Annotated in this window: 15 protein-coding genes; 12 read left to right on the top strand and 3 right to left on the bottom strand. The window is 63.3% G+C overall.

What is annotated here, in order from left to right:
• The coding region (gene kdsA, locus JOZ76_RS00310; RefSeq protein WP_291696644.1) for a 3-deoxy-8-phosphooctulonate synthase at positions 1-707 on the top strand (707 nt) is incomplete at its 5' end.
• A complete protein-coding gene (locus tag JOZ76_RS00305) occupies positions 707-1,933 on the top strand; it encodes an MFS transporter (RefSeq protein ID WP_291696643.1) in 1,227 nt (408 codons plus the stop codon). The genes kdsA and JOZ76_RS00305, both read left to right, overlap by 1 nt.
• Here JOZ76_RS00305 and queF read toward each other — a convergent pair.
• Positions 1,930-2,394 (bottom strand): preQ(1) synthase, encoded by a 465-nt coding sequence (gene queF, locus JOZ76_RS00300; protein ID WP_291696642.1) that lies wholly within the window; start codon positions 2,392-2,394, stop codon positions 1,930-1,932. The genes JOZ76_RS00305 and queF overlap by 4 nt on opposite strands.
• Before the next feature lie 69 nt (positions 2,395-2,463).
• Positions 2,464-3,447 (bottom strand): Vgb family protein, encoded by a 984-nt coding sequence (locus tag JOZ76_RS00295; RefSeq protein WP_291696641.1) that lies wholly within the window; start codon positions 3,445-3,447, stop codon positions 2,464-2,466.
• A gap of 177 nt (positions 3,448-3,624) precedes the next feature.
• Between JOZ76_RS00295 and eno the strand changes: the two genes are divergently transcribed.
• The 6 genes from eno to JOZ76_RS00265 all read left to right on the top strand — a co-directional run bounded on the left by eno (position 3,625) and on the right by JOZ76_RS00265 (position 8,954).
• Entirely contained in the window at positions 3,625-4,908 is a 1,284-nt protein-coding gene (gene eno / locus JOZ76_RS00290; protein ID WP_291696640.1) for a phosphopyruvate hydratase, read from the top strand.
• A 30-nt stretch (positions 4,909-4,938) separates the two neighbouring features.
• Complete coding sequence (locus JOZ76_RS00285; protein ID WP_291696639.1) at positions 4,939-6,078, top strand: zinc-binding dehydrogenase; 1,140 nt, start codon at positions 4,939-4,941, stop codon at positions 6,076-6,078.
• 112 nt (positions 6,079-6,190) lie between these two features.
• Positions 6,191-7,192 carry an MBL fold metallo-hydrolase gene (locus JOZ76_RS00280; RefSeq protein WP_291696638.1) on the top strand — a complete coding sequence of 334 codons (1,002 nt, stop codon included), beginning with the start codon at positions 6,191-6,193 and terminating at the stop codon, positions 7,190-7,192.
• Between the two features lie 275 nt (positions 7,193-7,467).
• The gene (locus tag JOZ76_RS00275) at positions 7,468-8,025 is read left to right on the top strand and encodes an NADPH-dependent FMN reductase (RefSeq protein WP_291696637.1); all 558 of its coding nucleotides are present in this window, start codon (positions 7,468-7,470) and stop codon (positions 8,023-8,025) included.
• 188 nt (positions 8,026-8,213) lie between these two features.
• Positions 8,214-8,531 carry an FtsB family cell division protein gene (locus JOZ76_RS00270; RefSeq protein ID WP_291696636.1) on the top strand — a complete coding sequence of 106 codons (318 nt, stop codon included), beginning with the start codon at positions 8,214-8,216 and terminating at the stop codon, positions 8,529-8,531.
• Positions 8,532-8,681: 150 nt separating this feature from the next.
• Entirely contained in the window at positions 8,682-8,954 is a 273-nt protein-coding gene (locus JOZ76_RS00265) for a hypothetical protein (RefSeq protein WP_291696635.1), read from the top strand.
• A 122-nt stretch (positions 8,955-9,076) separates the two neighbouring features.
• On the opposite strand, the gene JOZ76_RS00260 is transcribed toward JOZ76_RS00265, so the two are convergent.
• Positions 9,077-9,520: a GNAT family N-acetyltransferase gene (locus JOZ76_RS00260; protein ID WP_291696634.1), complete on the bottom strand. Its 444-nt coding sequence runs from the start codon at positions 9,518-9,520 to the stop codon at positions 9,077-9,079.
• A 615-nt stretch (positions 9,521-10,135) separates the two neighbouring features.
• On the opposite strand from JOZ76_RS00260, the gene pdhA reads away from it, so the two are divergent.
• From pdhA to JOZ76_RS00240, 4 genes are all read left to right on the top strand, one after another.
• Positions 10,136-11,170, top strand: coding sequence for a pyruvate dehydrogenase (acetyl-transferring) E1 component subunit alpha (gene pdhA, locus JOZ76_RS00255; protein WP_291696633.1), 1,035 nt, complete (start codon positions 10,136-10,138; stop codon positions 11,168-11,170).
• A gap of 79 nt (positions 11,171-11,249) precedes the next feature.
• On the top strand, positions 11,250-12,647 hold the full coding sequence (locus JOZ76_RS00250; RefSeq protein ID WP_291696632.1) for a pyruvate dehydrogenase complex E1 component subunit beta: 1,398 nt from the start codon (positions 11,250-11,252) through the stop codon (positions 12,645-12,647).
• Positions 12,648-12,650: 3 nt separating this feature from the next.
• Complete coding sequence (locus JOZ76_RS00245; RefSeq protein ID WP_291696631.1) at positions 12,651-12,956, top strand: DUF5076 domain-containing protein; 306 nt, start codon at positions 12,651-12,653, stop codon at positions 12,954-12,956.
• 2 nt (positions 12,957-12,958) lie between these two features.
• The coding region (locus JOZ76_RS00240; protein WP_291696630.1) for a biotin/lipoyl-containing protein at positions 12,959-13,743 on the top strand (785 nt) is incomplete at its 3' end.

The raw sequence follows: 13,743 nt of genomic DNA, 5'->3' as shown, positions 1-13,743 counted from the left end.
AGATTTCCGGCCGGCTCGGTATCGGGCTCGTCTACAAGACCTCGTTCGACAAGGCCAACCGCACCAGCGCGTCGGGTCAACGCGGCCTGGGACTGAACAAATCGTTGCCGATTTTTGCCGAGATCAGGTCTTCGCTCGGCCTGCCGGTTCTGACCGACATCCATGAAGCCGCGCAATGTGCAGAGGTGGCGGAAGCCGTCGACATCCTGCAGATCCCGGCCTTTCTGTGCCGGCAGACCGATCTGCTGCTCGCGGCGGCTGCGACCGGCAAGGTCGTCAACGTCAAGAAGGGACAGTTTCTGGCGCCCTGGGACATGGCCAATGTGGTGACCAAGATCACCGGCGCCGGCAATCCCAACGTGCTTGTCACGGAGCGCGGCGCGTCCTTCGGCTACAACACGCTGGTCTCCGACATGCGCGCGCTGCCGATTCTGGCGCGCACCGGTGCGCCGGTGATCTTCGATGCCACGCATTCGGTGCAGCAGCCGGGCGGGCAGGGCGCATCGTCGGGCGGCGAGCGCGAGTTCGTTCCGGTGCTGGCGCGCGCCGCGGTCGCGGTCGGCGTCGCGGGCGTCTTCATCGAGACCCATCCCGATCCCGATCGCGCGCCGTCCGATGGCCCGAACATGGTGCCGCTTGCCGAGTTCGAGGGCCTGGTCCGCACGCTGATGGCGTTCGACGCGCTGGCCAAGCGCAAAGCGGCCTGATGCATCGGACGCTCGCGCGACCGCAGACCGGGCGGCTGCCGCCGGCGCTCAACATCATTGCGCTCGCAAGCTTTGCCGCGAGCCTGTCGGTGCGCGCGCTCGACCCCGTGCTGCCGCATGTCGCCGCTGATTTCGGCATTAGCATCGCGAGGGCCGCCGGCTTTGCCGCCGTGTTCGCCTTCACTTTTGCGATCATCCAGCCGCTGATCGGCGCCGCCGCCGACCTGTTTGGCAAGGCGCGGCTGATCATCGTCTGCCTTGCGCTGCTCGGCCTCTCCAATGTGCTCGGCGCCCTTTCGGACTCGTTCGCGCTGCTGTTTGCCACGCGGATTCTCGCCGGCGTCGGCGCGGGCGGGGTATTTCCGGTGGCGCTGGGGCTGACCAGCGACCTGGTGGGATCAGAGAAGCGCCAGATCGCGATCAGTCGCACGCTGGCCGGCTCCATGACCGGCAATCTGTTGGGCGCCTCGGTCTCCGGCCTGATCGGCGACTTCCTCGGCTGGCGCGGCGTACTCGCCGTGCTCGGCAGCCTGGTGCTGGTGGCGTCCGTCGCCGTCGCGCTGGGCTTCCGCGGCGCTGCGCTGACGCATCCGCCAAAAACCAGTCTCTCGGCCCTGAAACAGGGCTACCGTACGATCTTCGCAAACCCGAATGCGCGCATCTGCTATTCGGCGGTCTTCATCGAAGGCTGCTGCGTACTCGGGCTGTTTCCCTACATCGCCGCGTTCCTGGTCGAACTCGGCGAGCCCTCGCTGTCGGTTGCGGGCCTGGTGATCGCCGGGTTTGCGATCGGCGGATTATTCTACACGATGACCGTGTCGCGCTTCCTGCCGCGGCTCGGCGTCAAGCGCATGATGATCGCGGGCGCCTCGCTGGTCGGCTTGCAGCTGGCCGCGATCGCCTTCGGTCCGGGCTGGAAGCTGCAGTTCGTCAACATGCTGGTGATGGGATGGGGTTTTTACATGATTCACGGCTGCCTGCAGGTGTTCGCCAGCGAGCTCAGCGTGGAGGCGCGCGCCACCGCATTGTCGCTGCATTCGTTCTTCTTCTTCATGGGCCAGACCGTCGGCCCGATCGCCTATGGCTTTGGCCTGCACACGATTGGCAAACTCGCGACCTTGCTCACGACCGCGACCATCATCATCGTGCTCGGCCTCGTCTGCGCGGCATTGCTGCGGCCGCGTGTGCCGGCCGATGCGGTGAGGCGGCCTGACGTGGCCGCCTAGCCCCGCCCGCGATACGGCGCCACGCCCTGGTCGGGCACCCAAAGGCCGTTCGGCAGCTTGCCGGTCTGCCAGAACACGTCGATCGGGACGCCGCCGCGCGGATACCAGTAGCCGCCGATGCGGAGCCATTTCGGCTTGATCTCTTCTGCGATCCGCTTGCCGATCATCACGGTGCAGTCCTCGTGGAAGGCGCCGTGATTCCTGAAGCTCGCGACAAACAGTTTGAGGGATTTCGACTCCAGCAGAAACCGGCCCGGCGCATAGTCGATGACCAGATGCGCAAAGTCCGGCTGGCCGGTCACCGGGCAGATCGACGTGAACTCCGGGACCGTGAAGCGCACCAGATAGTCCGTGCCGGCTTGCGGATTGGGCACGGCATCGAGTTTCGCCTCCTCGGGCGTTTTCGGCCATTCAACGGCACGGCCGAGCTGCAACGGGCTTTGCACGGTTTTTTTCGTCATGTCCTCACCTAACCGGGCAAGGACATTGGCGCAAGGCGGCATGCAACGTCAGGCGGACGCGATCGAATCTCACGCAGCACTCTGGATCACGACCAGCCGGTCGTTGCCGGACTCGCAGCCCCACACTTCGCCCGGCCTGCCGTTCAGCTGCCGGACGTTGGCGCCGATTTTGTCGCTCGGGAATGCGGTGAACTTTTCAGTCGCGGGATCGAAACGCACGATCGCGTTCGCCGTGAAATCGGTGAGCCAGACCTTGTCGCTGCCATCGACATAGACGGCGTAGGCGTGGGGATCATTGCCGGGAAGTTTCCAGGTCTTCCACGAGCCATCGGCCGGATCATGCACCGACACCTGGCCGCTATTCCATTCGCTGACCCAAATGCGGCTCCTGGAGTCCGACCACACGCGCCGCGCGCCCTGGCGCGGCGTCGGCGGCTCGACGATGCTTGCGTTGCCGGTTGCGAGGTCGATCTTGGCGATATAGCTGCCTGCGAGCGAGGCATACCAGACGTCACCTTGGGGCGTGACCGTGATGCCATAAGGTCCAAAACCTCTGGGTGCCTTGAAGACCCTCATCTCGCCTGTGTTCGGTACGAGATGGCCGTAGAATCCGGACTGGCCCGTGAACCAATAAGTGCCCGCCTTGTCGAACACGCCGGTGTTGAGATTGGCGTCGGCGGCGTCCTTCGGCAGGCGGAACAGCGTGACCTTGCCGTTGCCGGGATCGACGCGCGCAATCGCGTTCTGGCCGCCCTCGGTGATCCATGGCGCGCCGTCAGGCCCGAGGGTGACGCCGTGCGGGGCGGCGCCTTTGCCCAACGGGAATGTACTGAACGAGCCATCGCGCGGATCCAGTCGGCCGAGCAGGCCGCTGCCCTGGCCGGTGAACCAGACCGTGCCATCGGCGGCGGGCGCGACATCATGCAGGCCGATGCCGGCCCTGATCGGATAATATTTTGTCGGGAAAGGCGCTTCCTGCGCGGTGGCCCGACGCAATGCGGGCGGGATCAGAATTCCGGCCGTGGCGCTGGCGAGAAACTGGCGGCGATTCATTGCGTTACCCTTAATGTCTAGAGAGTTGAAATCGGGTGCGCAGATCAATCTCGCGTGAGCATAGCCCCGACGCGTCAGAGCCGTCAGGCTAACGCAGTCCCCGAGCGTTCACATTTGCTTGCTCGCCGTGTAAAGACGCTACCCAAACCCGTCCACCAACCAACGGAAACGCAACTCATGACTGCCATCGTCGATATCATCGGCCGCGAGATTCTGGACAGCCGCGGCAATCCGACCGTCGAAGTCGACGTCGTGCTGGAGGATGGCGCCATGGGACGGGCCGCGGTGCCCTCGGGCGCTTCGACCGGCGCCCATGAGGCGGTCGAACTGCGCGACAATGACAAGTCGCGTTATCTCGGCAAGGGCGTGCGCAAGGCGGTCGACACCGTCAATGGCGAGATTTTTGAGGCGCTGACCGACCGCTCGGTTGAAGACCAGGTGCAGATCGACCAGACCCTGATCGAGCTCGACGGCACGCCGAACAAGAACAGGCTCGGGGCCAACGCGATCCTCGGCGTGTCGCTGGCCTGCGCCAAGGCCGCCGCCGCCTCCTTCGACATGCCGCTGTATCGTTATGTCGGCGGCACCTCCGCGCGAACGCTGCCGGTGCCGATGATGAACATCGTCAATGGCGGCGTGCACGCCGACAACCCGATCGATTTTCAGGAATTCATGATCATGCCGGTGGGGGCTACGACCTTCGCCGACGCGCTGCGCTGCGGCTCCGAGATCTTCCACACGCTGCGCGGCGAATTGAAAAAGGCCGGCCACAACACCAATGTCGGCGACGAGGGCGGCTTTGCGCCGAACCTGCCGTCGGCCGATGCCGCGCTCGATTTCGTCATGAGCGCGATCGGCAAGGCCGGCTACAAGGCCGGTGAGAACGTGATGCTGGCGCTGGACTGCGCCGCCACCGAGTTCTTCAAGGACGGCAGCTACGTCTATGGCGGCGAGGGCAAGACCCGCTCGCGCTCCGAACAGGCCAAGTATCTCGCTGACCTGGTCGCGCGCTATCCGATCGTCTCGATCGAGGACGGCATGAGCGAGGACGACATGGAGGGCTGGAAGGAGCTTACCGATCTCGTCGGCAAGAAATGCCAGCTAGTCGGCGACGATCTCTTCGTCACCAATGTGACGCGGCTTGCCGATGGCATCAGACATGGCCGCGCCAACTCGATCCTGATCAAGGTCAACCAGATCGGCACGCTGACCGAGACGCTCGCCGCCGTCGAGATGGCCTACAAGGCCGGCTACACCGCCGTGATGTCGCACCGCTCCGGCGAGACTGAGGATTCGACGATCTCCGACCTCGCGGTCGCGACCAATTGCGGGCAGATCAAGACCGGCTCGCTGGCGCGCTCGGATCGTACCGCAAAATACAACCAGCTCCTGCGCATCGAGGAGCAGCTCGGCAAGCAGGCGAAATACGCGGGCAGGGCGGCGCTGAAGGCGCTGGCCTAAGCTGATCAACGACGAGAGCAGGAGTGACCGATGAGTGACGGCAGAAGCGGGCTGCAGCTGCGATCGCTGATTAAAAAGAGCGGCGAGCTCGAAATTTCGCTGGTGGGCGTGCCCACGCCCGAACCCGGACCCGACGAGGTCGTGGTGCGGGTCGAGGCCACGCCGATCAATCCGTCCGACCTCGGGCTCCTGATCGGCGCAGCCGACATGGCGACGGCGAAAGCGTCCGGCACCAAGGACGCGCCTGTCATCACGGCGCGGGTCCCCGAAGCGGGCATGCGCGCGATGGCCGGGCGGCTCGACGAATCCATGCCGGTTGGTAATGAGGGCGCCGGCGTCGTGATTGCGACGGGTTCATCGGATGCCGCTAAAGCGCTGAAAGGCAGGACCGTCGCGATGATCGGCGGCGCAATGTACGCGCAATATCGCTGCCTGAAGGTCGGCGAATGCTTGCCGCTGCCTGCCGGCACCACGCCGGCCGAGGGTGCCTCCTGCTTCGTCAATCCGCTGACCGCACTCGGCATGACCGAGACCATGCGCCGCGAAGGCCACAAGGCGCTGGTGCACACCGCGGCCGCCTCCAATCTCGGACAGATGCTGAACAAGATCTGCCTGAAGGACGGCATTGCCCTGGTCAATATCGTGCGGAGCCAGGAGCAGGCCGAGATTTTGCGCAGCATCGGTGCAAAATACGTGGTCGACTCGACCTCGCCGACCTTCATGGATGAGCTGACCAGCGCGCTGACCGAGACCGGGGCGACCATCGCCTTCGACGCCATCGGCGGCGGCCGCCTCGCCGGCCAGATCCTCACCGGTATGGAGGCGGCGGCCAACAAGACCGCAAAAGTCTACAGCCGCTACGGCACCAACGTGCACAAGCAGGTCTACATCTATGGCGGCCTCGACACCCGTCCGACCGAGCTGGTCCGCTCCTTCGGCATGGCCTGGGGGATCGGCGGCTGGCTGCTGTTTCCATTCCTGATGAAGATCGGGCAGGCGGATGCAGCAAAGCTGCGGCAGCGCGTGGTCGACGAGCTGAAGACCACCTTTGCCAGCCATTACACCAAAATCGTGTCGCTGCAGGAGGCGCTCGATCTTGCGAACATCGCCGTCTATGCCAAGCGCGCCACCGGCGAGAAGTTTCTGATCAATCCAAACAAGCCGGGATGAAGCCGGCGCCTCAGGTGTTGACACCCTGGGCGAGCGTGTTGTTCGCCCGGCACGTACGATCATTTCACATCGTGCGGGTGCGAACGACAAGAGCTGAGGGGAGAGTTTGAACATGTCTGATGTGAGCCGACGTCAATTGCTGGCCGGAGCCGCGCTGGCCGGAGCCGCTTGTGTGCTGGGGTCACGGGGAATGCCGACGGCACGCGCTGCGGTGCAACCGTCGGGAGCCCAGGCGCCCGGCTTCTACCGCTACAAGGTCGGCGACTACGAGTGCACCTCGATCAATGACGGGGCCCGGTCATTCCCGATGCCCGAAAAATTCGTGACCAACGTGGCCAAGGACGAGGCGCTGGCGGTGGCGGATGCGGCCTATATGCCCAAGGGCATGGTGACGGTGCCGTTCAACCCGCAACTGATCAACACCGGCTCAAAACTGATCCTGATCGACACCGGCAATGGCGTCGGCAATCTCGAGCCGAGCAAGGGTGCGGTCGGCCGCACGCTGCAGAACCTCGCCGCGGCCGGGGTCGAGGCCAAGAGCATCGACATCGTGATCCTGTCGCATCTGCATCCCGATCACACCAACGGCATCCGCGCGGCCGATGGCGGGCTCGCGTTTCCGAACGCGGAAGTGATGGTGCCGGCCAAGGACTGGGAGTTCTGGACCAGCGACGAGAAGGCCGCCAAGGCGCAGTCCAGCGAGATGATGAAGAACTATTTTGCCAATGTGAAGAAGACCTTTGCCGGCATCGAATCCAAGGTGACGAGATATGACTGGGGCAAGGAGATCGCGCCCGGCATCACTTCGATCGCAACGCCCGGCCACACGCCTGGGCACACCTCCTTCGCCGTGGCCTCCGGGAGTGCGAAGGTGCTGATCCAGTCTGATGTCACCAACATCCCTGAACTGTTCTTGCGCAATCCCGACTGGCATGTCGCCTTCGACGTCGATGGCGACCGCGCGCAGCAGACCCGGCACAAATTCTACGACATCGCGGCGGCCGAGAAGGCAACCGTGGTCGGCTTCCACTTCACCTTCCCCTCGATCGGCCATGTCGAGAAGGACGGCAACGGCTACCGGTTGATCCCCTCGACCTGGAATCCGACGATCTGAGAGGTCGCCACGCTTGGAAAGCGTGGCGGGTGGGGGCGAGCATCTCGCGAACACGAGCGCGCTGTCCACGTTATGCCCCCACCCCAGCACTCCTCGGAAGCGGGGAGCGCGGTTCATCTGCGGCTCGGGTTGATCTCGTGATGTTCGGCTCACACGGCCGCGATCATCTCCTGCTGGCGAACGCTGCGTTTCCAAAACCGCCAGTTCATGCACTTGCATGTTTCTGGCAGCGAGGCTAGGGAAGACGGCCGTTCCCTACCCAACAAGGACATGCCATGGCCGCTCCGTACTCCATCGTCGTCATCGTCGGCAGCCTCCGCAAGGAGAGTTTTTCGCGGAAGATCGCCAATGCCCTGGCGAAACTCGCGCCCGCCAGCCTGAAACTCGACGTGACGACGCTGCACGACATCTCGTTCTTCAACCAGGATCTCGAAGCCAGCCCGCCGGCCGACTGGCTGCCGTTCCGCGAAAAGCTGCAGAAATCCGATGGGGTCATCTTCGTGACGCCCGAATACAACCGCTCGATCCCCGGCGTCTTGAAGAACGCCATCGATGTCGGCTCGCGTCCCTATGGCAAGAGCTCGTTTCTCGGCAAGCCGGTCGGCATCATCTCGAACTCGCCGGGTCCGCTCGGCGGCGTCAGCGCAGCAAAACACCTGCAGAACATCCTGCCCGGCATTTGCGGTCCGATCATGGGCCAGCCGGAGACCTATCTGAATGCCGTCGGCGACGCCTTCAACGACAAGGGCGAGTGCGTCAAGGAGACCCTGCAGCAGATCCTTGCGCAGTATCTCACGGCCTTTGCTGCCTTCGTCGAGAAGCAGAACGGGTAACAGACAAGCGGCGCCATCTATCGCTGTCATTGCCCGGCTTGTACCGGGCAATCCAGTAGTCCGCGGCCCAACTCGTGCGGAAAACTGGCGCCTCGGATTACTGCATGCCCGCTTAAAGCGGGCATGACGAGCTGTGACTCGGTCGCCTCTTAGCACTCCATTAACCGCATCCCTCCATCCTCCGGCGCATGGTCACGCGCGCCCGCCTGAAATCGTTTCTCACCGGCCTTGCCCTCTACACGATGGCGGCGGCGCTGGTCGGCTATTTCGGCGTCAACGCCTATACGGGCAGGTACGGGCTGAACGCGCAGCAGGAGCTCGACCAGGAGATCATAGCGCTCACCTCCGAGCTCGCGCGCCTGAAGAAGGAGCGGGCCGAAAGCGAGCAGCGCGTCTCGCTGCTCCGCTCCGACCATATCGATCCCGACATGCTGGACGAGCGTGCCCGTTTCCAGCTCGACTACGTCAATCCGCATGATCTCGTTCGGATGAACACGCCGAACTGAAGCTGCATGATTGATCCGGCATCTCAAGATGTGCGTCATGCCCGCGCTTGCCCGCCTTCGCTCAAGGCACGATCTTGATTTTGCAACCCATCGCCATAAACATGGAAATATGGGTGTCTGATTGAATCTGTTCTCGCCGAAACCATGTACTTGCTGGCGCGCTACCCGAGGGCGCAGGACACCATCTTGGAGCTGATCCAAAATGGGGCACTAAGCGTTGCCTTCCGGCTCGAAGAGAGCCTCGCCGAGTTGCGCAAGCTGCTTCAGAAGTACAGGGACACGCCGATGTCCTTGGCTGATGTGTGCATCGTTCGTATGGCCGAAATCCATGATCGACATGGCGTCTTGACGCTGGATTCCGATTTCCTGATCTATCGAAAACGCGGGCGAACTTCGCTGACGCTCATTCATCCAGCGGCATAGCAGTCCGCTTCTGTCATGCGGTCGAAGTTTGATGCAGATCAACTCACCCGTCTATGCGCGCCCCGCTATGGGCAAGCTGACGGCCGGTGCGAGCGGCGCGCAGATCCATTCAGGCGACGTCTCTACAACTGTTTCTCCAGCAAGATCTGCAATCCCTTGCCTTCTTCAACAAAAGTGTCGACGATTTCAAATCCCGATTTGAGATTCAAAATGATCATGTCGCGGAATCGATTCTGGGTCTTGGTCCGCACTTTGACAAATCCCAGAGCTTTGAGCTCCTGATGCTGGATCAGCATCAGGCGTTTGCCGAGGCCAAGCCTTCTCTGTTCCGGATCGACTCCCCCAATCCAACTGTAGAAGACACCGCTGCCGATGGAGAAGCCGGTCTTGAAACCGACAATTCCGCCGTCGGAATATGCGTGGATGGAAAGGAAAGCGTCCTTCCCGGAGACCCGTTCCCTGATTTTTCCCAGCGCAAATGGATGCTCAAATACCCGGGCTTGTATCTCGTGTATCTCTGCGATGACGCTTTCACCCGCGCTGTTGAATATTCTTGTCTCCAGCATCTTGAATTGGCTCCCGCGCGCAGGTTCGACCGACGAACCCTCCTCGTCGTCGCAGCAGGGCATAGCATGCGAACGGTACGCGCATAAGCCGCGCGATGTTCAGCCGCTTGCCGAGCAATGCTGAGCGCCGGTCTTCCAACAGTGCTCTGAACAAGGTGGAATTTTCAACACCAGTCGTGTTCCCTTCGCCGAGCGCTATGACAATTTCACCGGCGGCAAATTCGTCGTGCCGCGCGGGCGCATGGGGCGTTCGGCGGCTACGAGCAAGCGGCATCGGACGCGACCCACAAGATGATGCTCGACCATTATCAGCAAGAACCTCCTGGTCGGGTACATCGCCAAGACGCTCGCTTTGTCTGATCGCTGTTCAGATCAACAAGCCGGCGGCGCAACGCCATTGCGCCGCCGATTGCCTTTTTGGAATAAATGCGCACATCGCCTTCCATGGTTAATGGAAGCGGTGTTGCAACCGGACGCAAGCGCGGAGCGTAGCGGGGCCGATTTCGCGTCGCATTGCACTGCGGCAAAGGCAGAGCTTTTCCTTGTCACGCAATCCTTTCACAGCGGTTTGAGTTGGGTTAGAGAGGGGCCTTCATTCTCTCACCCGGAATTGCCATGGCCGTACCCAAGAAAAGCGTCACGAAGGAATCAGGGCAGGACAAGGGCCAGGAAAAAGACAACGGCTCGCCGCCGGAATTCACCAGAGAGCAGGAATTGACCGCGCTGCGCGACATGCTCCTGATCCGGCGTTTCGAGGAGAAGGCGGGTCAGCTCTACGGCATGGGCGCGATCGGCGGCTTTTGCCACCTCTACATCGGCCAGGAAGCGGTCGTGGTCGGCATGCAGATGGCCCTGAAAAAGGGCGATCAGGTCATAACCGGCTACCGGGATCACGGCCACATGCTCGCCACCGGCATGGAGGCGCGGGGCGTGATGGCCGAACTGACCGGCCGCCGCGGTGGCTATTCCAAGGGCAAGGGTGGCTCGATGCACATGTTCAGCATCGAGAAGAATTTTTATGGCGGTCACGGCATCGTCGGCGCGCAGGTCTCGCTCGGCACCGGCCTCGCCTTCGCCAACCGCTACCGCGGCAATGATTTCGTCAGCCTGACCTATTTCGGCGATGGCGCCGCCAATCAGGGCCAGGTCTATGAGAGCTTCAACATGGCCGAGCTGTGGAAGCTGCCGGTCGTCTATGTGATCGAGAATAACCGCTATGCGATGGGGACATCGGTGGCCCGCGCCTCCGCGCAGGCCGATTTCTCCAAGCGCGGTGCTTCCTTCAACATTCCCGGCGAGCAGGTCGACGGCATGGACGTGCGCGCCGTGAAGGCGGCGGCCGACAAGGCGGTGGCGTGGTGCCGGGCGGGCAATGGTCCCTTCATCCTGGAAATGCAGACCTATCGCTATCGCGGTCACTCGATGTCGGATCCCGCAAAATATCGTACGCGCGAGGAGGTCGAAAAGGTCCGCCACGACCAGGACCCGATCGAGCAGGTGCGCAACCGTCTGCTGGCGGCCAAGGTCAGCGAGCAGGAGTTGAAGGACATCGACGCCAAGGTGCGCGAGATCGTCAACGACGCTGCCGATTTCGCCCAGCACGATCCCGAGCCGGACGTATCCGAACTCTATACCGACATCTATCACTAGAGACCGCTCGCGCGACTTTCGTAAGACGCGCGATCCGCGACGCAGGACAAGCCAAAAAGACTGATTTCCCGGAGCCACTATGCCAATCCAAGTGCTGATGCCTGCTCTGTCGCCCACCATGGAAAAGGGCAATCTCGCCAAATGGCTCAAGAAGGAAGGCGAGCCGATCAAGTCCGGTGACGTGATCGCCGAAATCGAGACCGACAAGGCGACCATGGAGGTCGAGGCGACCGACGAGGGCACGCTCGGCAAGATCCTGATCCCCGAAGGCACCGCCGACGTCGCCGTCAATACGCCGATCGCAACCATTCTGGCCGACGGTGAGAGCGCCGCCGACCTCGCCAAGGTGTCGTCGGCCCCCGCCAAGCAGGAGAAGGCGGCGGAGTCCGCGCCGCCCGCTGCCGCCAAGGCCGAGACGCCGGCTTCGCCTGCGGCTGCGCCCGCCGCTCCGCAAGCCGCCACCGCACCCGATCCGGAAATCCCGGCGGGGACGGAGATGGTCACGATGACCATCCGCGAGGCGCTGCGCGATGCCATGGCCGAGGAGATGCGGCGCGACGGCGATGTCTTCATCATGGGCGAGGAGGTCGCCGAATATCAGGGCGCCTACAAGATTACCCAGGGGCTGTTGCAGGAGTTCGGCGCCCGCCGCGTCATCGACACGCCGATCACCGAACACGGCTTTGCCGGCATCGGCATCGGCGCCGCGCTGACCGGGTTGAAGCCGATCGTGGAATTCATGACCTTCAACTTCGCCATGCAGGCGATGGACCAGATCATCAATTCCGCGGCAAAAACGCTTTATATGTCCGGCGGCCAGCTCGGGTGCTCGATCGTGTTCCGCGGACCGAACGGTGCGGCAGCGCGCGTCGCCGCGCAGCACAGCCAGGATTATTCAGCCTGGTATTCGCACATTCCCGGTCTGAAGGTGGTCGCGCCGTATTCGGCGGCCGACGCCAAGGGCCTGTTGAAGGCCGCGATCCGCGATCCCAATCCGGTGATCTTCCTCGAAAATGAGGTGCTCTACGGCCATTCGGGCGAGGTACCAAAACTCGCCGATTATGTGATCCCGATTGGCAAGGCGCGCATTGCCCGCGTGGGCGGCGACGTCACGATCATCTCCTGGTCGAATGGCATGACTTACGCTCTGAAGGCGGCCGACGACCTCGCCAAGGAGGGCATCGAGGCCGAGGTGATCGACCTGCGCACGCTGAGGCCGATGGATACTGACACCATCCTCGCGTCGGTGAAGAAGACCGGCCGCGCGGTCACGGTCGAGGAAGGCTGGCAGCAGAGCGGGGTCGGCGCCGAGATTGCCGCGCGCATCATGGAGCACGCTTTCGACTATCTCGATGCGCCGGTCACGCGCGTTTCCGGCAAGGACGTGCCGATGCCCTATGCGCATAATTTGGAAAAACTGGCGCTGCCGTCCGCGGCTGATGTGGTCGCGGCCGCCAAGGCCGTCTGCTATCGGTGATTCATGGCAGGCCCCAAGGAACAGCCACTGCCGCCTGACGTCATCGGCCGCGAGGACGCAACGGAAGTGCTGCGTGCCTTCGTGCTCGATGGCGGCCTCTCCATCGCCTTCACCCGCGCCTTCGAGGAGCCCGACGTCTGGGGCATGCTGCTGGTCGATGTCGCCCGCCATGCCGCGCGCGCCTATGCGCGCGAGGGCGACTACACCGAAGAGGATGCGCTGGCGCGGATCATCGACATGTTCGAAGCCGAGCTCGCGCGGCCGACGGACCCGGGCACAACCACGCCCCGATCGAAACAAGGTCACTAACAATGCCGATCAATATTCTGATGCCCGCGCTGTCGCCGACGATGGAGAAGGGCAATCTCGCCAAATGGCTGAAAAAAGAGGGCGACAAGGTCAAGTCCGGCGATGTGATCGCGGAGATCGAGACCGACAAGGCGACCATGGAGGTCGAGGCGGTCGATGAGGGGACGCTGGCCAAGATCGTGGTGCCCGAGGGCACACAGGACGTCGCGGTCAATGACGTGATCGCGGTGCTCGCCGGTGACGGCGAGGACGTCAAGGCCGCTGGCGCCGCCACCGCCAACAAGCCAGCTCCGAAGACGGCCGAAGCGCCGGCGCCGAAGCCTGCCGCTGCGCCTGCAGCTTCGCCGGCTCCCGCACCTGCCGCGGCACCTGCGCCGGTCGGTGCCGCGCCGCCGATCGCGCCGGCGGCATCGCCCGCGCCGCAGGGCAATGGCGGCGGCCGCATCTTCTCCTCGCCCTTGGCGCGGCGACTCGCCAAGGAGGCCGGCATCGAGATTTCCCGCATCATGGGGACCGGCCCGCATGGCCGCATCGTCGCCCGCGACGTCGAGGAGGCGAAATCGGGCAGGGGGCTGAAGGCGCCGGCTGCTGCGCCCGCGCCATCACCTGCGATTGCGCCATCGATGTCGGACAAGCAGATTCTCGCGCTGTTCGAGCCGGGATCATACGAGATCGTTCCGCACGACGGCATGCGCCGCACCATCGCGCAGCGGCTGACCGCCTCGATCCAGAACGTGCCGCACTTTTATCTCACGATCGACTGCGACATCGGCAAGCTTTTGGCTGC

Origin of the sequence: Bradyrhizobium sp. (assembly GCF_019244115.1) — a bacterium.
In the GTDB taxonomy this organism is placed as follows: Bacteria; Pseudomonadota; Alphaproteobacteria; order Rhizobiales; family Xanthobacteraceae; genus Bradyrhizobium.
Note: the sequence above shows the minus strand (reverse complement) of the source record. Positions and strands in the feature narration are given on the sequence as shown.